Raw genomic sequence first — 22,082 nt, 5'->3', positions numbered from 1 at the left:
CCCATGGTCATGGCACTTACCATCGCGGTCCTTGTCGCGGGATCCGTGTACCTGGTTTTGCAGCGCGGCATGGTGCGCGTGGTCTTCGGCATGTCCCTGTTCGGCCACGCCACCAACCTCACCCTGCTCGCCGGCGGCGTCGGCGCGTGGCGCGGCGAGGCCTTCCCCTCCCGCGTGGCGTTCGAGGACATGGGCGACCCCCTGCCCCAGGCGTTCGTGCTCACCGCCATCGTCATCGCGATGGCCACCACGACGATCCTGCTCATGCTCTCCTCGCTCGGCCGCAACGACGACACCGCGGAGCTGCCCACGGGCACCGACGCCGGCTACTCCAAGATGAGGCTCAGCCCGTCCGCGCTGTCCACCGCCGGCCGCAACGCCCGGTTGAACACGAAGAAGCTGGAGGAGATCCGCGCACGCGAGATCGACCACGTTGACAACGAAAGCCTGAAGGTGACCGACTAATGGCTGTAGACGCAATCCTGCCCGTCTTTGTGGCGCTGCCCCTGATCGTCTCCGCGGTCACGGCGTTGAGCCCCTGGAAGTGGCTCAACGACGCGCTCGCGCTCGTCGTCCCCGCCATCAACTTAGGTCTGGGTGTGTGGCTCTACGGCTACACCCACGACCACGGCACCATCAGCCACGTCATCGGCCTGTACCAGGGCGGCGTGGGCATCTCCTTCGCCGCCGACACGTTCTCGGCGGTGATGATCGTGACCACCATGATCGTCTCGCTGACCTCCAACTGGTTCGCCATCGCCGTCGGCGAGACGCAGTCGCGGTTCTACGTACCGCTCTCGCTCGTGCTCGTCACCGGCGTCTCCGGCGCGCTGCTGACGGCGGACCTGTTCAACTTCTTTGTCATGATCGAGGTCTGCCTGCTGCCTTCCTACGGCCTGATCGCCATGACGGGTACCCGCCACCGCCTGCTGTCCGCGCGCATGTTCGTGCTGGTGAACCTGGCGGCGTCGACGATGCTCGTGCTCGGCGTGGGCTACCTCTACGCCGTCACCGGCGCTGTGAACCTGGCCTCCCTGCAGGGCGTGGCCGCCGGCAACGGTCCGGCCACGGTGGCCACCGGCATCGTGGTCATCGCCATCGCCGCCAAGGCGGGCGTGTTCCCCGTCTACACCTGGCTGCCGCGCACCTACCCGTCCACCTCAGCGGCCGTGATGGGCCTGTTTTCCGGCCTGCACACCAAGGTGGCCGTCTACATGCTCTTCCGCATCTGGGTGATCATGTTCGACATGGACCCGCGCTGGAACACGCTGCTGATCGTGGTCATGGTCATCTCCATGATCATCGGCGGCTACGCCGGCCTGGCCGAGGCGACCATGCGCCGCGTGCTGGCCTATCAGATGGTCAATGGCATGCCGTTCATCCTGATCATGCTCGCGTTCACGCAGGACGACGCCCGCTACGCGCTGGCCGCGGGCCTGCTGTACACCCTGCACCACATGATCACCATCGCCGCTCTGGTGCTCAACTCCGGCGCGATCGAAGAGACCTACGGCACCGGCACCATGGCCAAGCTGTCCGGCATCGCCCGACGCGACCCGTGGACGTCCGCCGTGTTCGTCGCTGGCGCGTTTTCCATCGTGGGCTTCCCGCCGTTTTCCGGCATCTTTGGCAAGGTCACCGTCGTGCTGGCCGCCGCCACCGCCGGCGACTGGCGCTCCTGGGTGGCAATTACCGCCATCATCGTCGCCTCCTTCGGCGCGCTGCTGTCCATGATGCGCATGTGGCAGCGCGTGTTCTGGGGCCGGCCCATGCAGAACTACCCCGAAGCGCTCAACGTGCGCGTCGGGTTCATGCTGCCGTCCGCGGTGCTGATGATCATCTCGCTGTGCATGTTCATCTTCGCCGGCCAGATGTGGAACATCACCACCACCGCCGTCGACGACCTGCTCGACGTGGACGCCTACACCACCGCCGTGCTCGGTGAGGACGCCGTCGGCGTCCCCGCCGACGGCGCAACCTTCGGAGGGGAGAACTAATGCAAGGCTTCTTGCACGGCGTGGGATACGCCGCCTGGATTGCCAAAGAGATCTTCGTGGCCGGCTTCCAAGCAGTCGCCGCCGCGTTCAACCCGGCCACCACGTTCGAGCCCATCGTCATCTACTACCCGCTGCGGGTGAACACGGACTGGGACGTGTTCTGGTTTTCCACCTCCATCACCGCCACCCCGGGCACGTTGTCCATGGGTCTGCGCCACCCCGTCGCCTCCGACGGGCCGATGACCCTGCTCGTGCAGGCGGCGTTCGGCCACGACCCGGAAGACGTCATCGCCGGCTTAGCGGATATGGAGGAGCACCTGCGGCCGTCGCTGCGCAACCGCCCCCTCGACCCGGCGACCGTGGCGTGGGAGCCCTACGTCGACCACGGCCCCGACACCGACAGCGATAACGTCCCTCCCGCAGAAAGGATGGTGTAGCGCCATGTTCACCACAATCATGCAGGTCTGCATCATCGTGATGGCGGCAAGCCTGCTTATCTCCCTCGCCGCGGTCATCATGACCAAAGACGAACTGTCGCGCGCCGTGATGGCAGACGTGATCTTCTACGGCATGGTCGCCATCTTCTTGGTGTGGACGCTGTGGAACACCTCCGCCATCGGCTACGAAATCGCCATCCTCGCCGGCCTGGTGTGCGGCGTGATCCCAACGATTTCCATGGCCCGCATCATCTCGAGAGGACGCCGCTAATGACCGTCGCAGAAACCGTCGTCGCCATCCTCGTGGTCGCAGCCACCATCTGCGTGGTCGCCACCGCCATCCTCCAGCTGCGCGCCCCCGACGCGCTGACCCGCGTCAACGTGCTCGGCCCGCTCGTGGTCGTGGCCTTCCCCATCCTCGTGGTGGCGAAGCTGATCCGCTCCTGGTCCACCACCGGCTTCGACCTCAACGACTTCATCCGCGCAGTCATCGCCATCTTCGCCGTCTGGATCGTCGGCTCCGTCGCCTCCTTCATCATGGGCCGCTCCCTCTACGGCGTCACCGTCTCCGACAAAACGCCCTTAGCCGAGCCGCGCAACCGCTAACGTAGAGGGCTTGTGAACACGAGCGACGACGCGTACGTCACGGACCTGGCACTGCGCGCCGGCCGTGGCGACAAGGCCGCGCTCACCGAATTTGTCCGGCTGACCCAAAACGACGTGTGGCGCCTGCTCGCCCACCTCGCCGGACCCCAGCACGCCGACGACCTGACCCAGGAAACCTACCTGCGCGTCCTCGGCTCCCTGCCGCGGTTCCAAGCTCGCTCCAGCGCGCGCACCTGGCTGCTTTCGCTCGCGCGGCGCGCCTGGGTGGACTCCGTGCGCCACGACATGGCCCGGCCCCGCAAATCCGCCGCCGAGTACGAAGACGTCGCCGCAGCCAACCCCAGCCCCGACAACGCCAACACGTGGGGCGACGTCATCGACGCGCGCTCGCTTCTCGACGAGCTGCCGCCCGAACGCCGCGAAGCACTCGTCCTGACGCAAGTGTTGGGCTACACCTACGAAGAAGCCGCGAAGATCGCCGGGGTACGCGTGGGCACTATCCGCTCACGAGTGGCCCGCGCCCGGCGGGACTTGATTGCGGGGGCGGGGGACGCCGAAGGTGCGTCGTAAAGCTGAAGTAAACGTGCCAAGCGACAGAAAATCGCATAAGTTTAGTAAACGGTTTTGCTACAAACTTTTCGGAGTTCTTTCATGCTGAAAAACGCACTCTTAATTTCATTCGCCTTCATCGGCACTGTCGTCGGCGCCGGCTTCGCCTCCGGCCAGGAAGCGATGCTGTACTTCTCCGCCTTCGGCACACAAGGCATCTGGGGCGCGGTCCTGGGCTCCGCGCTCATGCTCATCGCCGGCGTGACCATCCTGCAGCTCGGCTCCTTCTTCCAAGCCAAGGAGCACATGGAAGTGCTCGGCTCCATCTCCTCGAAGGTGATGGGCTGGATTTTGGACATCGCCACCATCGTCACCCTGTTTTCCATCGGCTTTGTCATGTTCGCCGGCGCAGGCGCGAACCTGAACCAGCAGTTCGGCATCCCGGTCTGGATCGGCGCGGTGCTCATGCTCGCCGCCACCATCGGCTTCGGCATGCTCGACGTGGACAAGGTCACCGGCGCCATCGGCGCGCTCACCCCGTTCCTGCTCGCCTTCGTCATCATCGGCTGCGGCTGGACCCTGGTGAACAACCACCCCGACTGGGACGCGCTCAACGCCGCCGCCGCGCAGGTGGACACCTCGCTGCCCAACTGGTGGATCTCCGCGCTGAACTACACCGGCCTGAACGTCATGTGCGTCGTGTCCATGGCGCTGGTCATCGGCGGCAACCAGCTGGACACCCGCGCAGCCGGCCTCGGCGGCCTCTTCGGCGGCCTGGGCTACCTGGTCATGCTCATACTGCTGGCGCTGGCGCTGCTGGTCAAGATCGACACCGTCTCCGGCCAGGACATGCCCCTGCTGACCCTGATCACGGACATCAACCCGACCATGGGCCTGATCATGTCCCTGGTGATTTTCGGCATGATCTTCGCCACCTCCCTGGGCATGTTCTTCGCCCTGGGCAAGCGCCTCTCCCGCGGCCGCGAAGATAAGTTCCGCATCATCTTCATCTCCACCTGCCTGATCGGCTTCGTGCTGTCCTTCGTGGGCTTCCAGCAGCTGGTCTCCACCGTCTACCCCATCCTGGGCTACCTCGGCCTGCTGCTCATCGCGGTGATGACCATCGCGTGGATCCGCGGCATTCCGAAGCTGCGCAAGGAAGGCGACCGCCGCCGCCGCGCCCTCGAGCTGACCCGCAAGAAGATGGACCCGGCCGAGCGCTTCACCAAAAACGACGAGCGCGAGCTGGAGTACCTCACCGCTAAGTCCAACGTGGACGAAGAGGAGCTCGTCGAGGCCCTCGAGGAGGAAGTGGCCCAGGAGCTGATCGACGACGAGGAAAGCGACTTCGAGGAAGAAGACCGCGACAACCCCTCCGACGTGGTTTACGTCTCCTACACCGAGCCTGTCAGCGCCGCGGAGTACCGCGCCAACCCGGACGAGCCGTGGAACGACCACTCCGTCGACGAGATGATCGCCGCCGAGGAAGCCGAAGAGGCCGCAGCCGGGCCGGACACGAGCCTCGGCGGCGCCGGCGAGGACGACGAGGAAGACCACACCCGCAAGGACGCCGCCACTGGCGGCTCCACCAAGCTGTAGCGAAGACAGCAAACGACCCCCGTGCAGACGCGCGGGGGTCGTTGTCGTTCGCCTGCTTAGACCAGCAGCTCGGCGATCTGGATGGCGTTGAGCGCCGCGCCCTTGCGCAGGTTGTCGCCGGCCACCACGAGCACCAGCCCGCGGCCGCCGTCGACGGACTGGTCCTGGCGGATGCGCCCCACCAGGGACTCGTCGATGCCGGTCGCCGCGCGCGGGGTAGGCACGTCCACGACCTCCACGCCGGGTGCACCGCGCAGGATCTCCTCGGCGCGCTGCGGGCTGACGGCCTGGTCGAACTCGGCGTGCACGACCATCGTGTGGCCGGTGAACACGGGCACGCGCACGCACGTGCCGGCGACCTTCAGCTCGGGGAGACCTAAGATCTTGCGGGACTCGTTGCGCAGCTTTTGCTCTTCGTCGGTTTCGTTCGTTCCGTCGTCGACAAGCGAGCCCGCCATCGGCAGCGCGTTGTACGCGATGGGGGCAACGTAGGGGCCCAGGTCGCTGGGCTTTGCCGCGTCTTCGCGGACCAACCCGCGCGGATCCCCGATCTGTTCGACCTGGGTGGCCAGCGCCTCCACGCCGGCCAGCCCGGAGCCGGAGACGGCCTGGTAGGAGGCGACGCGCAGGGTGTGCAGACCGAAGGCGTCGTGAAGCGGCTTGAGCACCGGCATCGCCGCCATGGTGGTGCAGTTCGGGTTGGCGATGATGCCCTTCGGCGTCTCGCGCGCCGCCTGCGGGTTGACCTCGGAGACGATCAGCGGGACCTCCTCGTCCTTGCGCCACGCGGAGGAGTTGTCCACCACGGTCGCGCCCGCCTCGGCGAAGACCGGCGCCCACTGCCGCGAGGTGGACCCGCCCGCGGAAAACAGGGCGATGTCCACGTCCGCGACGGACTCGGCGGTGATCTGGGTGAGGTCTTCGACGGTGATGTCCTCGCCGCGGAACTCAAGCGTGGTGCCGGCGGAGCGCGGCGACGCGAAAAAGCGCACCTTATCTGCCGGGAAGTTGCGTTCGGTGAGGATGTCGCGCATCACGCGGCCGACCTGGCCGGTGGCGCCGACAACTGCGAGGGTGGTCATTTTTCGGGTGCCTCCTTCTTATCGTCCGGTGCCTGCGTACACCACGGCCGGCTCGTCGCCGCCGAGGTCGAACTTGGTGTGGATGGCGCGCGCCGCCTCGGCCACGTCCGCCTGGCGCACCACAGCGGTGATGCGGATCTCGGAGGTGGTGATCATCTCGATGTTGATGCCGGCGTCGCGCAGCGCGTCGCAGAAATCGGCGGTGACGCCCGGGTGGGACTTCATGCCCGCGCCGACGAGGGAGACCTTGCCAATCTCGTCGTCGTAGCTCAGATCGTCCCAACCCTCAGCGTCCTGCAACACGCGCAGCTTTTCCATGGTGCGCGCACCGTCCGCCTTCGGCAGGGTGAAGGTGATGTCCGTCCTGTTGTCCTCGACGTTGGAGATGTTCTGGATCACCATGTCGATGTTGACCTCGCCGTCCGCCAGCTCGCGGAAGACCTTCGCGGCCTCCCCGACCTCGTCTTTGATGCCCAGGATGGTGATCTTCGCCTCCGAGTCGTCGGTGGCCACGCCGCTGAGAACTGCTTCTTCCATGGGAATATCCTCCAATGCTCCGGCCACCAAGGTGCCGGTATCTGTGCTGTAAGACGAGCGCACCCGCAGGGGCACGTTGAACGCGCGGGCGTACTCCACGCTGCGCAACACCAGGATCTTGGACCCGGACGCGGCCAGCTCGAGCATCTCCTCGAAGCAGAGCGTGTCTAGCTTCTTCGCGTCCGGCACGATGCGCGGGTCCGCGGTGTAGACGCCGTCGACGTCGGAGTAAATCTCGCACTCGTCGGCGCTCATCGCCGCCGCCAGGGCCACGGCGGTGGTGTCGGAGCCGCCGCGGCCGAGCGTGGTCACGTCCTTCGTTTCGCGGTTCACGCCCTGGAAGCCGGCGACGATGGCGATCTTGCCGTCGTCCACCGCCTCCTGCACGCGCCCCGGGGTGACTTCCAGGATGCGCGCGTTGCCGTGGCGTTCGGTGGTGATCACGCCGGCCTGGGAGCCGGTGAAAGACTGCACCTTCTCCCCCAGCGCGTGCACCGCCATGGCCACCAGCGAGTTGGAGATGCGCTCGCCTGCGGTAAGCAGCATGTCCATCTCGCGCGCGGGCGGGGTGGGGTTGACCTCGGCGGCGAGGTCGAGCAGCTCGTCGGTGGTGTCGCCCATGGCGGAGCAGACCACCACCACGTCGTTGCCGGCCCGGCGCGTGTCCACGATGCGCTGGGCCACTGCCTTGATCCGTTCCGCGCTTTCCAGGGACGATCCCCCATATTTTTGGACGATCAGTGCCATCTCAAACCTCCGCGGATCTGCGTGCATTCCAACGGCCAAGAATAGCGTCCCAAAACTGCGGAAACAGGCACTCGCGTTAATATCATTCACCGTGCACAACAATTTTCTCGCCGTGGCGCTCGCGCTGATCTCGGCCGCGACCATGGCGGCGGGGACCGTGTGGCGCCACCGCATCATGCGCGCGGGCACCGCGAAAGGCGAGAACAACGACTCACCCATGCAGTCCATCAAGCGGCCCGCGTGGTGGGCGTCGATGGGCGTGGCGTTTTTGGCGTACGGCTTCCAGGCCGCCGCGCTCGCATTCGGCTCCCTGCTGGTGGTGCAGCCGATCCTCGCGCTGTCGCTGATGCTGACCCTGCTGTTTTCCGCGTGGGCGGAAAAACGCCACATGCAGACCGCGGAGGCGTTCTGGGCCGTTGCGCTCACCGCCAGCGTGGGCGGCGTGGTGGTCTTGGGCCGCCCCCTGCCCGGCTCGCGCGACCCGGCCGCGTGGGAGTGGGGCATTGTCGTGGGCACCGCTGTGGCCATCATCGCCGCCGCCTACGCCATTGCTTCTCGACGTCCACCTGCCGGCAAAGCCCTCATCTTCGGCACCGCCTGCGGCGCCATGTACGGCTACCAGGCCGTGTTTTCCAAAGTGGCGGTGGACGGCTTCGTCGACGGCGGCGTGATCGGCCTTTTGGGCACCTGGCAGCTGTGGGCGATGCTGCTGGCCGCCACGGCCGGCACGATCGTGCAGCAGTACGCGTTCGCCGCCGGCAACCTGGCCACATCCCTTCCGGCGTCGAAGATCATCGAGCCGCTCGTGGCGTTCGCCTTGGGCCTGTTCGTGCTCGGGGAATCCTTCCGCGTGGACTCGGTGCTGGGGTGGGCGGCCGTAGGCACGTCGATAGGCGTGATGCTGATTTCTGCCGCAATGCTCACACGCGTATCCATTCGATGATGTAGGCTGTGCCGCATGTCACACAGGGCTCTTCTCCTTCTACGCCGCGGCGGGAATCAGGCCAACTAACACGGCCGGCACCCCGTCGCGGAGTTTCTGTTGCCGGCCGTGGAGCACACCCCAACAGAAGGAGACCCCCGATGAGTACCGACTTTTTCGCACCCCGCGAGATCCAAACCCCCTCCGGCCCGCGCGCCGACGACCAGCCCGCGTGGAACAAGCAGCGCGGCTCCCAGATGCCCGTAGAGCGCTACCTCGCCTTCGCCGAAGAGGTCGAAGACATCCAGCTGCCGGACCGCACCTGGCCCGACAAGAAGATCACCCGCGCCCCGCAGTGGTGCGCCGTGGACCTGCGCGACGGCAACCAGGCCCTGATCGACCCGATGAGCCCCGAGCGCAAGCGCCGCATGTTCAACCTGCTGGTACAGATGGGCTTCAAAGAGATCGAGGTCGGCTTCCCCTCCGCCTCCCAGACCGACTTCGACTTCGTGCGCGAGATCATTGAGCAGGACATGATCCCCGACGACGTGACCATCCAGGTCCTCGTCCAAGCCCGCGAGCACCTGATCCGCCGCACCTTCGAAGCCTGCGCGGGGGCGAAAAACGTCATCGTGCACTTCTACAACTCCACGTCCAAGCTGCAGCGCCGCGTGGTGTTCCGCAAAGACCGCGCCGCGATTAAGAAACTGGCCACCGACGCGGCCGAGCTGATCAAGACCATCGCCGCCGACTACCCGGACACCAACTGGCGCTGGGAGTACTCGCCGGAATCCTTCACAGGCACCGAGCTGGACTTTGCCAAGGAGGTCTGCGACGCAGTCGTCGACGTGATGGCGCCGACCCCGCAGCACCCGATGATCATCAACCTGCCGTCCACGGTGGAGATGATCACCCCCAACGTCTACGCGGACTCCATCGAATGGATGCACCGCAACCTGAACAACCGCGAATCCATCATCATCTCCCTGCACCCGCACAACGACCGCGGCACCGGCGTCGCCGCCGCCGAGCTGGGCTACCTGGCCGGCGGCGACCGCATCGAAGGCTGCCTGTTCGGCAACGGCGAGCGCACCGGCAACGTCGACCTGGTCACCCTGGGGCTGAACATGCTCACCCAGGGCGTGGACCCGCAGATCGATTTTTCCGACATCACCCGCATCCGCGAAGTGGTGGAGTACTGCAACCAGCTGCGCGTGCCCGAGCGCCACCCCTACGGCGGCGACCTGGTGTTCACGGCGTTTTCCGGCTCCCACCAGGACGCGATCAACAAGGGCCTGGACGCGCTGGCGCAGAATGTGCGCGAAGACGCGACAAGCTCCGACGTCACCTGGGAGGAGCTGCGCGAGACCACCTGGGAGGTGCCGTACCTGCCCATCGACCCGAAGGACGTCGGCCGCACCTACGAGGCCGTCATCCGCGTCAACTCCCAGTCCGGCAAGGGCGGGGTGGCCTACATCATGAAAACGGACCACGGCATCAACATGCCGCGCGCGATGCAGCCGGAGTTTTCCGCCGTGGTGCAAAACATCACCGACAACGAGGGCGGCGAGGTCAACTCCAAGAACATGTGGGACGTCTTCGCCACCACCTACCTGGACCTGGATTCCCCGCTGGAGCTGGCCCACTACCGCATCGATGCCGCGGAGGAAGAGGACCAGGACACCCGCGTGGCCGCCACGGTGGTCTACGAGGGCGCTTCCCGCGAGGTCGAGGGCACGGGCAACGGCCCCGTCGCCGCGTTCGCGAACGCCTTGGAGCAGGTAGGCATCGATTTTGAGGTGCAGGACTACTCGCAGCGCTCCCGCAGCGCGGGCGACGACGCGGAGGCGGTGTGCTACATCCACGCGGACGTGGACGGCACCTCCGCCTGGGGCGTGGGCATTGCTGGTTCGACCACGCGGGCGTCGCTGGAGGCGATCGTGTCCGCAGTCAACCGCTCCATGGCAGCGGACTAGCACTCGCGGTCGCGCGCGTTATACTTGCGTGTCTAAACCAGACAATTAAGCAGGAGGTGGCGCGATGGCCATGTACGAGGTGCCCTCGGGTTCTCGCCGCCTCCCCGTCGAGCATCTGCTTGACGACGTCCCTTCGGTCACCCTGACCCCCGACCTCGACGTGCTGGTTGACGGTGAGGTCGTCGGCTCGGTGGAGGACGCGGAGCTGCGCCAGCTCGCCGAGGCTGGGCTGACCCCGGTCGTCGCCGCCGAGCGCGGCGCGCTGCTCGTGCCGCCGGCGGGCCAGGTGTTGCCGGTCAACCGGCCCCCGCGTGCGCCGTGGGCCCTGCTGCCCGGGGGCGCGCGCTACCCGGCGGATCTTTCCGAGCCGCTGTCCGTGGAAACGCCCGCTCAGGTGCTGGTGAGCCTGGGGTTCGACGACGCGGGCGAGGTGGTGCTGTGCGTCGACGGCGAGGTGGTCGGCGAGCTCGACCCCACCGCCGGCGAAGCGCTGACGCCGACGCTGCGCCGACTTGAAGAGCGCGGCTTAATCGCGGTGGCGCGCGGCTACACCACCTCCGCCGACGGGGAGACCGCGCTGACGGTCAACGCCGGGCCGATCGACGCCGACGAGGCGCCCGCGATCTCCCCGCTGCCGCCGATCGTGCGCGAGGTGGACGTCGCCCCGGCGACGACCAGCTTCTTCGCCACCGTGGACGCGGAAGCCGCCGCCCTGGTCGCGGATACGCAGGAGTCGCCGGCAGAAGCGACCCGTGGCGAGGGGAAGGCCCGAGCGTCGCTGTTCGCCGCCGCGGCCATAACCGCCCTCGTGCTGGCGGGTGTTGGCGCTGTGGTCATGAGCACGCCGTCCGGCTTGGAGCGGGACACGACCTCGGCGTATAAGACCACCACCAACCAGGTCTCGCAGCCGAGCAGCTCCGCCCCTGAGGCGACAGAGACTTCTGCGAGCACCGAGCCGTCGGAGGAAACCGAGGCGCCCGCACAGCCCTCCCCGTCCGAGTTTTCCACCGCGCTTCCCTCCCAGGCGCCTGCCCCGGCACCAGCGCCTGCCCCGGCTCCCGCGCAGGCGCCCGCGCCGCAGGCCCCGGTTCAGCGCGCACCTGCCCCCGCCCCCGCGCCGCAGGCACCGGTTCAGCGCGCACCCGCCCCGGCACCGGCCCCCGCCCCTGCACCAGCGCCGGCACCGGCTCCGGCCCCGGCGCCCGCTCCGCAGGAGGAGGGGTACGAGTACTCCATCGGCGGGTTGAAGCTGCGCTCAAACACCAGGCTGGATCAGCCGCTGTACGAGGTGGCCGAGCCGTAGGCTACGTTGGAACAATGACTGAGAACGACTACCCCTATGTGGCGCTGTTTGTGCAGGCCACGGGGATACACCCGTCGACCGGGCGCCTGCTCACCATCGACGCGGTCACGTTCGACGCCACCGGTCGTGTCGGCGAGGAGTTCCACGCCGTGGTCAACCCCGGCACCGACCCCGGCCCCGCGCACACCCACGGGCTGACTCCGCACGACTTCGCGCAGGCCCCGCGGTTTTCCCGCTTCCTGCGCACGCTGGACAAGCTTCTCGACGGCCGCGTCCTAGTCACCCACGACTCCCCCGTCACCTGGGGCTTCATCGTCTCCGAGGCGCGCCGCGCCATGAACGCTGCAGCGCGGGCGAACCGTTCGCGCCGCGGCCGCGGCAACAAGCGCCGCCAGCGGGTGGGGCACGTGCCGAAGCCGACCGCGATCGTGGACCTTCTCGCCAGCGCCCGCAGGCAGGGCCACGTGCCGGTGGACCCGCGGATCAACGCCGTGGCGAACATGGTCGGGGTGGCCTCCACCCCGCCGGCGGCATCCACCGAGCGCATCGGCGAGGCGGAGGAGGACTTCTCCCGCGGGCAGACGCTGAAGCTGGTCGCGATGTACCTGCAGCTCGCCCCCGGCAAGCTGGTGGAGCTTACCCCCGACAACCTTTCCCCGGACCAGTTCGGGCTGCAGCGTTCCTCGCTGCGCGTGGACGCGGAAAAAGCGCCGGCGTCCGGCGCGAACCCTGGCCACCTGGGCAAGGGCGGACTGCTGCGCGGCATGGAGTTCGTCATCTCCGACGACATCGCAATCGACCCGGACGAGCTCATCGACGGCGGCATGCGCGCCGGCCTGACCTACCGCGAAAAACTCACCCGCGAAACCTCGGTGGCCGTCTCGGACGCTCCCCTGCGCGGCGCGGAGCTGCGCGGCAAGGCCATGCACGCCCACCGCAAGAACATCCCGGTGGTCTCCGGCGAGGAATTCGCGCGGCTGCTCGGACAGATGGAGGTTGCGGAGTAGCCTAGTCCGCATGCAAGGACCCATTTCCCGCTTTCGCACTGCGGTAGCCACTACCGCCGCGAACCTGGCCACCACCGCCTCGCGTGCCACCGGCCGCGGCGCCGGCGGCATGATCGGTGGCCTGGTTGCCGCGGCGATTGACCCGAACATCATGGCCTCCCTCGGCGGCGGCCGCCCGACCGTGCTGGTCACCGGCACCAACGGCAAATCCACCACCACCCGCATGCTCGCCGGGGCCGTGGGCGCGAAGCACCGCGTGGCCACCAACGACGGCGGCGACAACATGGACGCCGGCATCATCTCCGCGCTGCTCGCCGGCAAGGACGCCGACGCGATCGTGCTGGAGTGCGACGAGCTGCACGTGCCCAAAGTCGCCGAGCGCCTCAACCCAGTCGCGTTCGTGCTGCTCAACCTCACGCGCGACCAGCTCGACCGCGTCGGCGAGATCAACTCGATCGAGCGCGCCCTGCGCCAGGCCGTCATGGCGCACCCGGAGGCGACCGTCGTGGCCAACTGCGACGACGTGCTGGTCACCTCCATCGCCTTCGACCATCCCAACGTCGTGTGGGTCTCCGCAGGCGCCGGCTGGACCGGCGATTCAGTGACCAACCCCCGCTCCGGCGGCCACGTCGTGCGCTCCTCCGTCGCGCACGGCGAAACCGACTGGTACGCCGTCGAACCCCTGCCCGACGGCCGCGAGTTCCGCCGCCCCACCCCGGCCTACGCGGTGGAGGGGGAGACGATGGTGGGGCCGGAGGGCGTCGCAAAGCTTGAGCTCAAGCTGCCGGGCCGCGCCAACCTGGGCAACGCCGCCCAGGCCATCGCCGCGGCCGTCGAGGCGTTCGACGTCCCCCTCGACGCCGCCGTCGCCGCCGCCGCGGACGTGGACAACGTCGCCGGGCGCTACACCACCGTCCACCTCGGCGAGCACGACGTCCACCTGCTGCTGGCCAAAAATCCCGCCGGCTGGCAGGAGGCGCTGTCCATGGTGGACCGCGACGCCGACGGCGTGGTCATCGCCGTCAACGCGCAGCAGGGCGACGGCGAGGACGTCTCCTGGCTGTGGGATGTGAAGTTCGAGGACTTCGGCGACACCCACGTCGTCGCCGCCGGCGAGCGCGCCACCGACCTGGCGGTGCGCCTGACGTACGCCAGGATCGGCCACGAGCTCGTCCACGACCCCGTCGCCGCGATCCGCGCCTGCCCGCCCGGGCGCGTGGAGGTGCTGGCCAACTACACCGCGCTGCTGAACCTGCGCCGCGCGCTGACCAAGGAGGAGGACTACCGTGCCTAAGCTTTCCATCGGTCTGGTCCTGCCGGACGTGTTGGGCACCTACGGCGACGACGGCAACGCGCTCGTGCTGCGCGAGCGCGCGCGCATGCGCGGCATCGACGCGGAAATCACGCGCATTTTGCTTGACGACGACGTCCCGCCCTCCCACGACATCTACACCCTCGGCGGCGGCGAGGACGCCGCCCAGCTGATCGCCGCGGCGCGCCTGTCCGCCTCGCCGGGGCTGCAGGCCGCGGCCGCCGACGGCAAGCCGATCTTCGCGGTGTGCGCGGGCCTGCAGGTGCTCGGCCACACGTTCCGGGCGCACGGCAACGAGGTCGACGGTGTGGGGCTGTTGGACATCACCACCGCTCCCCTGTCCAAGCGCGCCACGGGCGAGCTCGCCGCGACGCCGACGCGCGCAGGTATCACCGCGGAGCTTTCGGAGGCGCTCACCGGTTTTGAAAACCACATGGGTGCCACGGTGCTCGGCCCGAAGGCTTCGCCGCTGGGGCGTGTGACCAAAGGTGTGGGCAACGGCGCGGGTGTCGCAGGCTCCACCGACGGAGAAATGGTCGACGGTGTGGTCCAGGGCAGCGTGATTGCCACCTACATGCACGGCCCGGCGCTAGCCCGCAACCCGCAATTGGCGGATTTGCTGTTAGCGCGCGCATTGGACGTGCCGCTGGCGAAACTGGAGCCGCTCGAGCTCGACGAGGTCGCGCAGCTGCGCAAGGAGCGCTTGCGCTAGCCGCCTGTTTTATCTCGGTCCGAAGAGTTGGTCGAGGGCTCCGCGGGTGGTGTTGCGGATGTGGTGTCCGTGTGGGGAGATCCATACGGGTGCACCCCGGATCATGGTGATGCGGCCGCGTTTTGGCCGCCAGGGGTCGTCGTCGTTGACCCGGTTGTGGTAGCGGCACAGCGGAGCCAGGTTGCCGATGTTGGTCTCCCCGCCGTGTTTCCACGCCTTCACGTGGTGCATCTCGGCGCTGTAGGAGCCGTGCCTGCAGCCCGGGAAGGCACACACCGGTGTGACCATGCAGGCGAGGTCGCGTTGTTTCTGGTTGGCCAGGCGTGTGGTGGTGTACAGGTTCACTGCGCCTTCTTCGGGGTGGAAGGCGGCGACTTCTAACTCGTCGCTGAATGCGCAGGCGAGGTAGTCGGCACCTGTCATGGTGGTGCCGTCGGTGAGCACAAGTTCGATGTCGTCACCACCACCGGCAAGGATGCGGGTGTGCGCATCCAGGGGCACCATCACAATCGGCCGCGGCGCGGCGGCGACAACCCCGCCGGTTGTGCCGTCCAGGATGCGCCAGAACTCCTCTTCCATCTGGGCTGCGGCGGGCAGGGTGGGGTCGATGTGTTGGCGCAGGCGGTGTTCGAGGTCTGCGGCGTTGCGGTCGGTGGTGTCGATGGTGATGCGTGCCCGGCCGTTGCGGGATCCGGAAAACGCCACTTGTCTGCGCGCGGGCGTGTCTTCTTTGGGGATGAGGTGGCGGGCGGCGCGCTCAATGGCGCGGTACCCGCCTTCAACGTTGAGCAGTTCCAGGCGTAGCCGCCAGCGTTCAGCAGCGGACTTCACACCAGCGAGGCGGCGTTCGATCAGGGCGAGCTCGTCCAAGGAGAAGCCTTGCGCCCGTTGTAAGGCGGTGGCTTGCTTGCGGGTGAACGTGGTTTTCCCGTAGTAGGTCTCGCGCAGCCGGCCGAACGCACGTGCTTTGTCCGGTGCGAAGCCCGCGGCGAGGGCAGCGTCAACGACGAAGTCGGCCAAGGTTGCTAGCGCCTTGGTCGACATCGCTTCGATGAGTGCTGCGAACGGGTTCATGGCCCATACGCTAAACCAACCGCAACCCCACCCGGACCCAGCCTGTGGAATTCGCGCCACACCCCCTGTGGATAACTCAGAGGGTCAGCCGCCCGGTCAGTGCGCGCGAGAGCGTCAGCTCGTCGACAAACTCCAGGTCACCGCCCAGCGGCATGCCGGACGCGAGCCGCGAGATGGTCAGGTCCGGAAAGTCCTTCAGCAGCCGCACCAGGTACGACGCGGTGGCTTCGCCTTCGGTGTCGGGGTCGGTGGCCAAGATGACCTCGGTGACTGCGGGGTTTTCGGAACGAACGTCGTCAAGCACGCCGCCGATGCGCTGCAGCAGCGGGGCGATGGCCAGGTCTTTCGGACCGACGTTGGCCAGCGGGTCGAGCGCCCCGCCGAGCACGTGGTAGCGCCCGGAGTACTCGCCGGTGCGCTCGATGACCTGGATGTCTTTGGCGTCTTCCACCACGCACACGGTGCTGGCGTCGCGGCCGGAGTCGGCGCAGATGCGGCACACGTCCTCGCGCGAGACGTTGTTGCAGATGCGGCAGAACGTCACCCCGTCTCGCACGGCGGCGAGTGCGGCGCGCAGCCTATCGACGTCCTCCGGCTCCTCCTTGAGCAGGTAAAACGCGATGCGCTGCGCGGATTTCGGTCCGACGCCGGGCAGGCGCGACAGCTCGTCGATGAGGTCTTGCAACGGTCCTTCGAACACGGCAGTCCTTTCACAGGCAAGAAAAATGCGCCCGGCCGCAGGTGGGCCGGACGCGCAACAGCGGCTGTTAGATGATGCCGCCGAACGGGATCTCGCCCGGGCCCGCCTGCGGTGCCTGGCCGCCACCCGTCGCGCCGCCGGTCAGCGGGGCGATCTTCTCCTCGGCCAGCTTGCCGGCCTGGTTGTGGGCGTCGCGGTAGGCGGCGAGGATGAGGTCCTGCAGGGACTCGATGTCGTCGGCGTCGACAGCTTCCGGCTTAATCTTGATGTCGGTGATCTCTGCGCCACCGGTCATGGTGACGGTGACGAGCTCGCCGCCGGCGGTGCCGGTGACCTCGGTCTGCAGCAGCTCCATCTGTGCCTGCTGCAGTGCAGCCTGCACCTCTGCGGCCTGGCGGATCAGTTCCTGCATATCTTGCGGCTGGGTCATGGTTGTCCCCTTTCGTTCGCTAATAGTCCGCGTGCCAGTCTACAACGGCTTGGCGCCGAGCTCGGCGGCGAGCAGGTCCATCGCGACCTCGGTGGCGTCGCGGCGGTCGGCGGTGCCTTCCTCTTCGCGCGCTTGGTCGGCCATGTCGCGCTCTTCGTCCTCGCGGGTGTAGGCGGGCGCCTTGTCTGTCTGCGCCTCCGGCTCTGCCCGAAACGCCGGCTCCACGTCCTCGTAGTCGTAAGGCTCGGGCGGCGGCGGGATCTCGTCGCGTTCCCGCTTGGCCTTCTCGGCGGCTTTTTGGCTGGCGGCCAGGGCGGCGGAGCGCCAGTCGTCGGCAGGCTTTTGCGGCGGTGCCGGCCGCGGCGCGGGCTGGGCCGGCTGCACCTGTTGCGACCCTCCGAGCTGCGCGGGCGCGTCCCACCCGCGGGCCGGCGCAGGGTCCTCCGGTTCCGCCGCTTCGGATTCCTCGCTAGGGTTCCACACCTCGCGCTTGGCGGGCCGGCGCAGGTTCGCGGTGGCCGGGTCAGTGCCCACGACGCAGCGCACCTGCACCTTCGCCCCCAGCTTTTCCGAGAGCGCGGCGGCGATGTCGGCGTTGTTCTTCTCGGCGTTGATGCGCTCTGCCAGCGCCCCGGTGTGGTGGCCGACCACGAGCACGTCGCCGTCGAAGCCCAGGGGCTTGGCTTCGGTGAGCATGATCTCGGCGACCTTGTTGCGCTCGCCGACGGACTGGCGCAGTCGGGTCCAATCCTTCTCAATGCGTTCGAACAGCTCGTCGGTGTTGCTCTCAGTGTTCTCCGGCGCCGGGGCAGGCTCGGCCGGCTGCTCCTTCTCCGCCGGCTTTTCGGGGGCCTGCTGCGCCGGTTGTTCCTGCGGACGGTTGCGCGAGGTGCTCGCCGCTGCCGCCGCAGCCGCCGCTGCTGCCGCCGCGCCACCGCCCTCACGGGTGGGCTGCGAAGTGGGCGCAGACTGGGCAGGCTGGGCTGCCGGAGCAGCCGGCGCGGATGCCGGCAGGGCTCCACCAGCAGGCTGCAGGGTGAGCAGGTGCGCGGCCATGATCTCCAGCAGCAGGCGCGGCGAGGTCGCGCCCCGCAGGTCGGCGATGCGGTCGTTGACCTCGGAGGCGAGCTGCGCCAGGTGCTGGGGGCTGAACCGGTGGGCCTCTTGGGTGAGGATGTCGGCGCGGTCCGAAGGGGCGTCGACAAGCCCTTGCCCGAACGCGTCGGGGACGGTGCGGATGAGCAGCAGGTCGCGCATTCGGTCGAGCAGGTCCAGCGCGAAGCGGCGCGGCTCGTCGCCGGACTCGATGACCTGGTCGATGGTGCGGTACAGCGCGGCGGCGTCGCGGTCGGCGAGCGCGTCCACGGCGGCGTCGAGCAGCGTCAGGTCTGTCACGCCCAACAGCGGCAGGGCCAGCTCGTAGGTCAACCCGTCCGGGCCCGCGCCGGCGAGCATCTGGTCCAGGATGGACAGGGTGTCGCGCGGGGAGCCGCCACCGGCGCGGATGACCAGCGGGTAGACGTTTTCGTCGACGTGGACGCCCTCTTCGGCCACCACGTGCTCGACCAACTCGCGCATCGCCTGCGGCGCGAGCAGCCTAAACGGGTAGTTGTGGGTGCGCGAGCGGATGGTGCCCAGCATCTTCTCCGGCTCGGTTGTGGCGAAGATGAAGATCAGGTGCGCCGGCGGCTCCTCCACGATCTTGAGCAGGGCGTTGTTGCCCTCTTTGGTGATCATGTGGGCCTCGTCGATGATGAAGACGCGGTAGCGCGACTCCGCCGGCGCGAACAGGGCGCGCTCGCGCAGCTCACGCATGTCTTCCACGCCGCCGTGGGAGGCGGCGTCGAGCTCCATCACATCCAGGTTGCCGGAGCCGCCCGGCGCGAGCGCCACGCACGATTCGCACACGCCACACGGGGTGGAGGTGGGCCCCTCCACGCAGTTCAGGGACCGAGCGAGGATGCGCGCCGAGGACGTCTTGCCGCAGCCGCGCGGGCCGGAAAACAGGTAGGCGTGCGAGATCCGCCCGTTATCCAGGGCGGTCGACAGCGGGCGGGTCACCTGCTCTTGGCCGATGACCTCGCCGAACGTTGCGGGGCGGTATTTCCTGTACAGAGCCACGCGGGCAAGTCTAGCCCGCGTTGTTCTCCGTAGCTTCGACGCAGGCGAGCAGCACGCAGGTGGCCACGCCGTCCATGGCGGTGCGCACCTCCTCCAGCGGCGGCAGCGAGGGGGCGAGGCGGATGTTCGTGTCCGTCTCGTCTACGCCGTGCGGGAAGGACGCACCCGCCTTGGTTAGGGCGATGCCGGCTTCCTTGGCCAGTTCCCACACGCGGGTGGCGGAGCCGTCGGTGACGTCTAGGGAGATGAAGTAGCCGCCTTTCGGCTCGGTCCATTCGGCCACGTCGTAGGCGCCGAGCCGCTCGCGCAGGATGGCGATGACGGCGTCGAACTTGGGCGCCAGCGAGCTCGCGTGCTTTTGCATGAGGTCGTGCAGCCCTTGGACGTCGCCAAGCAAACGCGCGTGTGCGAGCTGGTTTTCCTTGTTCGGGCCGATGCCGCGGATGGAGGCGTGGGAGGTGTACCAGGCCAGGTTGTCCTTCGAGGAGGCGAAGAAGGCGACGCCGGAGCCTGCGTGGGTGATTTTGGAGCTGGACGACATGTACCAGAAGCGGTTCGGGTGGCCGTGCTTGTCCGCCAGCGCGATCACGTCGGGGTTGTCCGCCTGCGCGTCGGTGAGGGTGTGGATGGCGTAGGCGTTGTCCCAGACGATGCGGAAGTCTTCGGCCGCGGTGTCCATCGCGGCAAGCTTGTCGACGACCTCCGGTGCGAACGAAATTCCGGTCGGGTTGCCGTAGATGGGCACGGTCCACATGCCCTTGATCTGCGGGTCTTTCACCAGTTCTTCGACGGCGTCCATGTCAGGGCCCTGAGGCGTCATGGGCACTTGCACCATCTCGAAGCCGAAGTGCTCGGTGATGGAGAAGTGGCGGTCGTAGCCGGGCACGGGGCAGATCCATTTGACCTTTTCCTCGTCCTTCCACGGCTTGGGCGAGTCGTTCGTGCCCCAGATGTAGGCGTAGGAGATGAGGTCGAACATGATGTTCAGGCTGGAGGAATCGCCGGCGATGAGGTGCGCCGGGTCGATGCCGAGCGCTTCGGCCCACAGCTCGCGGATGTCCGCGATGCCGGCGAGGTTGCCGTAGTTGCGCACGTCGGCGCCGGTGTTGTCCGTGTAGTCGCCCGTCCCCGGCAGGGACAGCAGAGCGTTGGAGAAGTCCAGCTGCTCGCTCGACGGCTTGCCGCGGGTCAGGTCCAGGTTGAGGTTGCGGGCTTTGAGCTCTTCGTACTGAGCGCGGGTGCGCTGGGCCAGCTCGGCGAACTGGTCGGGGGCGAGTTGCTTGAGAGACATGGGTTACATCGTACAAGCCCGGCCGGGGACCCCGACATAGAAAAGGGACCCCACGCACCTGCCAGAGCTCGCTGACCCTTGCTGCGTTCCCGCCCTGGGGGAGTTCACAAGATAACACCGCGTGGGATCCTGCCCGCTACTGTAGCTGCGAAGCTTGCACACTTACAAGCTGCCGGCGTGAGCTGCGGTTTTGGCCGTGGGCGCGGGGTGGTCTAACATGTGCCAAGACGCTTTCGAGTGTCGCTGGAGGATTCGACTAGCGGCCTATGTCACACGCCTGGAACGCGTGCGGGTTTCACGACCCTCGTGGGTTCAAATCCCACATCCTCCGCCAATGTCATGAGTCGCGTCATGCTTGACGCATGAGTCGCGACATGCTGGACGGACCGGCATCCCAGTTGTTTTTGTTCTGGGGTGCCGGTTTTGTTCATTTGGGGTGCAGTGGTGGGTCGCCGTGTTTCCAGTAGGCCTTTTGGTAGTCGCAGGCGGTGTCGATGTAGTGCTCTGTGATGACTTCTCCGGTTTCGACCAGTGATGTGATGATGTGGTTGTCGGTGATGACCATGAGGATTTTCTTGTGTTTGTAGGCGCGTCCGATGCCGAGGTGGAAGAGTTTGCCGGCGTAGCGCACGGAGACTTTGCCGTTTTTGTCGACTGTGTCGTTTCGGGTGCGCCATTCTTCTTTGGGGTTGTCGTTGGGTGTGGCTTTGACTCCGGTGGTGTATGCCTGCTGCGGGGTGCGTCTGCCTAGGGCGCGGTGGGGTCGGGTGCAGTTGTAGTATTGGCGAAACTCGTTGAGGAGTTGTTGCAGCTCATCGATGGTTTGTGCTGGGGGTCGGGCGGTGATCCATTTTTTGATGGTTTGGTGGAATCGCTCAATTTTTCCTTGGGTTTGGGGGTGGCCTGGCCGGCCGTTTTTCTGTTGGATTTTGTGTGCGACGAGCACTTTTTCGAATGCGTTTCGCCCGCCTTTGCGCCCGGCTAGGCGGGCGGTGAACACCAGTCCGTTGTCCGTCAGCGTGGATGCTGGCGGGCCGTATGCGCCGATCAGGCGGGTGAGTTCGGCGGCGACGGCGGGGCCTGTAAATGCGGCGGCCGCGGTGATTGACAACAGGTATCGCGAGTGGTCGTCGAGGAAGTCGAGGACTTCTACCCGCGTGTTATCAGCGAGGAAGAGGTGGGTGATGTCGGCTTGCCAGCATTCGTTGGGCATCGCGGCTTCGAAGCGGATGTAGGAGCTTTTCGGCTTCTTTTGCGGCTGCGGGGTGATCAAGCCCTCGTTGGTGAGGATGCGGCGGATCGTTGAGGTTGAGGGGGCGCGTTTGCCGGCCTGTTCGAGGTGGTAGGCAATGGTTTCGGGCCCGGCGTCGAGTCCGTGTCGGGTGAGTTGTTTGCGGATGCTGATGATGTCGTTGCGTAGTGCTTCCGGGACGGCGTGCGGGTGGGTGTGCGGGGCGCGTGATTTCGGTGCGATTGCCTCGGCGCCGCCGGCGTCGTAGGCGTTGAGGATTTGGTGGACGCGTTGGCGCGAGATGCCGAATCGTTTGGCGACGTTGGTGGGTGTGCCGCCTTGGCCTCTGACGGCTCTGACGATGGCGATGTTGCGGTTAGGACTGTTCATAGTGTCAAACATGTCCCGACTCACCAGTCAAACGTCACCGACACGACTGAGGTAACCCT

The 22,082-nt window shown here is 67.2% G+C and carries 21 protein-coding genes, 1 tRNA gene and 1 other RNA gene; 14 read left to right on the top strand and 9 right to left on the bottom strand.

Going from position 1 to position 22,082, the window contains the following annotated elements; genetic code table 11:
* The first annotated feature begins 3 nt into the window (after positions 1-3).
* The 7 genes from CFOUR_RS00720 (at position 4) to CFOUR_RS00690 (ending at position 5,188) form a co-directional block, all read left to right on the top strand.
* Positions 4-465, top strand: a complete 462-nt coding sequence (locus CFOUR_RS00720; RefSeq protein WP_085956950.1) for a sodium:proton antiporter — start codon at positions 4-6, stop codon at positions 463-465.
* Positions 465-1,997: a monovalent cation/H+ antiporter subunit D family protein gene (locus CFOUR_RS00715; RefSeq protein ID WP_085956951.1), complete on the top strand. Its 1,533-nt coding sequence runs from the start codon at positions 465-467 to the stop codon at positions 1,995-1,997. Before CFOUR_RS00720 ends, CFOUR_RS00715 begins: the two co-directional genes overlap by 1 nt.
* Complete coding sequence (locus CFOUR_RS00710) at positions 1,997-2,434, top strand: monovalent cation/H+ antiporter subunit E (RefSeq protein WP_085956952.1); 438 nt, start codon at positions 1,997-1,999, stop codon at positions 2,432-2,434. Before CFOUR_RS00715 ends, CFOUR_RS00710 begins: the two co-directional genes overlap by 1 nt.
* Before the next feature lie 4 nt (positions 2,435-2,438).
* Entirely contained in the window at positions 2,439-2,705 is a 267-nt protein-coding gene (locus CFOUR_RS00705; protein ID WP_085956953.1) for a cation:proton antiporter, read from the top strand.
* On the top strand, positions 2,705-3,040 hold the full coding sequence (locus CFOUR_RS00700) for a Na+/H+ antiporter subunit G (protein ID WP_085956954.1): 336 nt from the start codon (positions 2,705-2,707) through the stop codon (positions 3,038-3,040). Before CFOUR_RS00705 ends, CFOUR_RS00700 begins: the two co-directional genes overlap by 1 nt.
* Positions 3,041-3,052: 12 nt before the next feature.
* Positions 3,053-3,610 (top strand): RNA polymerase sigma factor, encoded by a 558-nt coding sequence (locus tag CFOUR_RS00695; RefSeq protein WP_085956955.1) that lies wholly within the window; start codon positions 3,053-3,055, stop codon positions 3,608-3,610.
* Positions 3,611-3,691: 81 nt separating this feature from the next.
* A complete protein-coding gene (locus tag CFOUR_RS00690) occupies positions 3,692-5,188 on the top strand; it encodes a YkvI family membrane protein (protein WP_230471752.1) in 1,497 nt (498 codons plus the stop codon).
* A gap of 56 nt (positions 5,189-5,244) precedes the next feature.
* Here CFOUR_RS00690 and CFOUR_RS00685 read toward each other — a convergent pair whose 3' ends face one another.
* Together CFOUR_RS00685 and CFOUR_RS00680 are read right to left on the bottom strand one after the other, a co-directional pair.
* Complete coding sequence (locus tag CFOUR_RS00685) at positions 5,245-6,270, bottom strand: aspartate-semialdehyde dehydrogenase (protein ID WP_085956956.1); 1,026 nt, start codon at positions 6,268-6,270, stop codon at positions 5,245-5,247.
* Between the two features lie 18 nt (positions 6,271-6,288).
* On the bottom strand, positions 6,289-7,554 hold the full coding sequence (locus CFOUR_RS00680; RefSeq protein WP_085956957.1) for an aspartate kinase: 1,266 nt from the start codon (positions 7,552-7,554) through the stop codon (positions 6,289-6,291).
* A gap of 91 nt (positions 7,555-7,645) precedes the next feature.
* On the opposite strand from CFOUR_RS00680, the gene CFOUR_RS00675 reads away from it, so the two are divergent.
* From CFOUR_RS00675 to CFOUR_RS00650, 6 genes are all read left to right on the top strand, one after another.
* Complete coding sequence (locus CFOUR_RS00675; RefSeq protein ID WP_085956958.1) at positions 7,646-8,497, top strand: DMT family transporter; 852 nt, start codon at positions 7,646-7,648, stop codon at positions 8,495-8,497.
* A gap of 140 nt (positions 8,498-8,637) precedes the next feature.
* Entirely contained in the window at positions 8,638-10,452 is a 1,815-nt protein-coding gene (gene leuA / locus CFOUR_RS00670) for a 2-isopropylmalate synthase (RefSeq protein ID WP_085956959.1), read from the top strand.
* A gap of 64 nt (positions 10,453-10,516) precedes the next feature.
* Positions 10,517-11,755, top strand: coding sequence for a hypothetical protein (locus tag CFOUR_RS00665; RefSeq protein WP_290179610.1), 1,239 nt, complete (start codon positions 10,517-10,519; stop codon positions 11,753-11,755).
* A 14-nt stretch (positions 11,756-11,769) separates the two neighbouring features.
* Positions 11,770-12,762 (top strand): exonuclease domain-containing protein, encoded by a 993-nt coding sequence (locus CFOUR_RS00660; RefSeq protein WP_290179608.1) that lies wholly within the window; start codon positions 11,770-11,772, stop codon positions 12,760-12,762.
* Between the two features lie 10 nt (positions 12,763-12,772).
* Positions 12,773-14,056, top strand: a complete 1,284-nt coding sequence (locus CFOUR_RS00655) for a MurT ligase domain-containing protein (protein ID WP_290179606.1) — start codon at positions 12,773-12,775, stop codon at positions 14,054-14,056.
* On the top strand, positions 14,049-14,786 hold the full coding sequence (locus tag CFOUR_RS00650) for a type 1 glutamine amidotransferase (protein WP_290179604.1): 738 nt from the start codon (positions 14,049-14,051) through the stop codon (positions 14,784-14,786). Before CFOUR_RS00655 ends, CFOUR_RS00650 begins: the two co-directional genes overlap by 8 nt.
* A gap of 9 nt (positions 14,787-14,795) precedes the next feature.
* Here CFOUR_RS00650 and CFOUR_RS00645 read toward each other — a convergent pair whose 3' ends face one another.
* From CFOUR_RS00645 to ffs, 6 genes are all read right to left on the bottom strand, one after another.
* Complete coding sequence (locus CFOUR_RS00645) at positions 14,796-15,860, bottom strand: HNH endonuclease signature motif containing protein (RefSeq protein ID WP_085956960.1); 1,065 nt, start codon at positions 15,858-15,860, stop codon at positions 14,796-14,798.
* Positions 15,861-15,936: 76 nt separating this feature from the next.
* Positions 15,937-16,560: a recombination mediator RecR gene (gene recR / locus CFOUR_RS00640; protein WP_085956961.1), complete on the bottom strand. Its 624-nt coding sequence runs from the start codon at positions 16,558-16,560 to the stop codon at positions 15,937-15,939.
* A 67-nt stretch (positions 16,561-16,627) separates the two neighbouring features.
* On the bottom strand, positions 16,628-16,990 hold the full coding sequence (locus tag CFOUR_RS00635; RefSeq protein ID WP_085956962.1) for a YbaB/EbfC family nucleoid-associated protein: 363 nt from the start codon (positions 16,988-16,990) through the stop codon (positions 16,628-16,630).
* A 39-nt stretch (positions 16,991-17,029) separates the two neighbouring features.
* Positions 17,030-19,111, bottom strand: a complete 2,082-nt coding sequence (locus CFOUR_RS00630; RefSeq protein ID WP_290179601.1) for a DNA polymerase III subunit gamma and tau — start codon at positions 19,109-19,111, stop codon at positions 17,030-17,032.
* A 10-nt stretch (positions 19,112-19,121) separates the two neighbouring features.
* Complete coding sequence (locus CFOUR_RS00625; RefSeq protein WP_085956963.1) at positions 19,122-20,402, bottom strand: aspartate aminotransferase type Ic; 1,281 nt, start codon at positions 20,400-20,402, stop codon at positions 19,122-19,124.
* 38 nt (positions 20,403-20,440) lie between these two features.
* Positions 20,441-20,536, bottom strand: an RNA gene (gene ffs, locus CFOUR_RS00620) — signal recognition particle sRNA small type.
* A gap of 111 nt (positions 20,537-20,647) precedes the next feature.
* On the opposite strand from ffs, the gene CFOUR_RS00615 reads away from it, so the two are divergent.
* Positions 20,648-20,736, top strand: a tRNA-Ser gene (locus CFOUR_RS00615).
* Positions 20,737-20,829: 93 nt separating this feature from the next.
* On the opposite strand, the gene CFOUR_RS00610 is transcribed toward CFOUR_RS00615, so the two are convergent.
* Entirely contained in the window at positions 20,830-22,023 is a 1,194-nt protein-coding gene (locus CFOUR_RS00610) for an IS481 family transposase (RefSeq protein WP_085958330.1), read from the bottom strand.
* Positions 22,024-22,082 lie beyond the last annotated feature (59 nt).

Origin of the sequence: Corynebacterium fournieri, from assembly GCF_030408775.1 — a bacterium.
Lineage (GTDB): Bacteria > Actinomycetota > Actinomycetes > Mycobacteriales > Mycobacteriaceae > Corynebacterium > Corynebacterium fournieri.
This window is presented reverse-complemented; position numbering and strand designations above follow the sequence as displayed.

Excerpts from the sequence above, each read along its gene's own strand:
- CFOUR_RS00625 (WP_085956963.1), bottom strand. The coding sequence starts at position 20,402 with ATGTCTCTCAAGCAACTCGCCCCCGACCAGTTCGCCGAGCTGGCCCAG.
- CFOUR_RS00710 (WP_085956952.1), top strand. The coding sequence starts at position 1,997 with ATGCAAGGCTTCTTGCACGGCGTGGGATACGCCGCCTGGATTGCCAAA.
- CFOUR_RS00700 (WP_085956954.1), top strand. The coding sequence starts at position 2,705 with ATGACCGTCGCAGAAACCGTCGTCGCCATCCTCGTGGTCGCAGCCACC.
- CFOUR_RS00690 (WP_230471752.1), top strand. The coding sequence starts at position 3,692 with ATGCTGAAAAACGCACTCTTAATTTCATTCGCCTTCATCGGCACTGTC.
- CFOUR_RS00665 (WP_290179610.1), top strand. The coding sequence starts at position 10,517 with ATGGCCATGTACGAGGTGCCCTCGGGTTCTCGCCGCCTCCCCGTCGAG.
- CFOUR_RS00720 (WP_085956950.1), top strand. The coding sequence starts at position 4 with ATGGTCATGGCACTTACCATCGCGGTCCTTGTCGCGGGATCCGTGTAC.
- CFOUR_RS00685 (WP_085956956.1), bottom strand. The coding sequence starts at position 6,270 with ATGACCACCCTCGCAGTTGTCGGCGCCACCGGCCAGGTCGGCCGCGTG.
- CFOUR_RS00715 (WP_085956951.1), top strand. The coding sequence starts at position 465 with ATGGCTGTAGACGCAATCCTGCCCGTCTTTGTGGCGCTGCCCCTGATC.
- CFOUR_RS00645 (WP_085956960.1), bottom strand. The coding sequence starts at position 15,860 with ATGAACCCGTTCGCAGCACTCATCGAAGCGATGTCGACCAAGGCGCTA.
- CFOUR_RS00660 (WP_290179608.1), top strand. The coding sequence starts at position 11,770 with ATGACTGAGAACGACTACCCCTATGTGGCGCTGTTTGTGCAGGCCACG.
- CFOUR_RS00610 (WP_085958330.1), bottom strand. The coding sequence starts at position 22,023 with ATGAACAGTCCTAACCGCAACATCGCCATCGTCAGAGCCGTCAGAGGC.
- CFOUR_RS00705 (WP_085956953.1), top strand. The coding sequence starts at position 2,439 with ATGTTCACCACAATCATGCAGGTCTGCATCATCGTGATGGCGGCAAGC.
- CFOUR_RS00680 (WP_085956957.1), bottom strand. The coding sequence starts at position 7,554 with ATGGCACTGATCGTCCAAAAATATGGGGGATCGTCCCTGGAAAGCGCG.
- leuA (WP_085956959.1), top strand. The coding sequence starts at position 8,638 with ATGAGTACCGACTTTTTCGCACCCCGCGAGATCCAAACCCCCTCCGGC.
- CFOUR_RS00655 (WP_290179606.1), top strand. The coding sequence starts at position 12,773 with ATGCAAGGACCCATTTCCCGCTTTCGCACTGCGGTAGCCACTACCGCC.
- CFOUR_RS00635 (WP_085956962.1), bottom strand. The coding sequence starts at position 16,990 with ATGACCCAGCCGCAAGATATGCAGGAACTGATCCGCCAGGCCGCAGAG.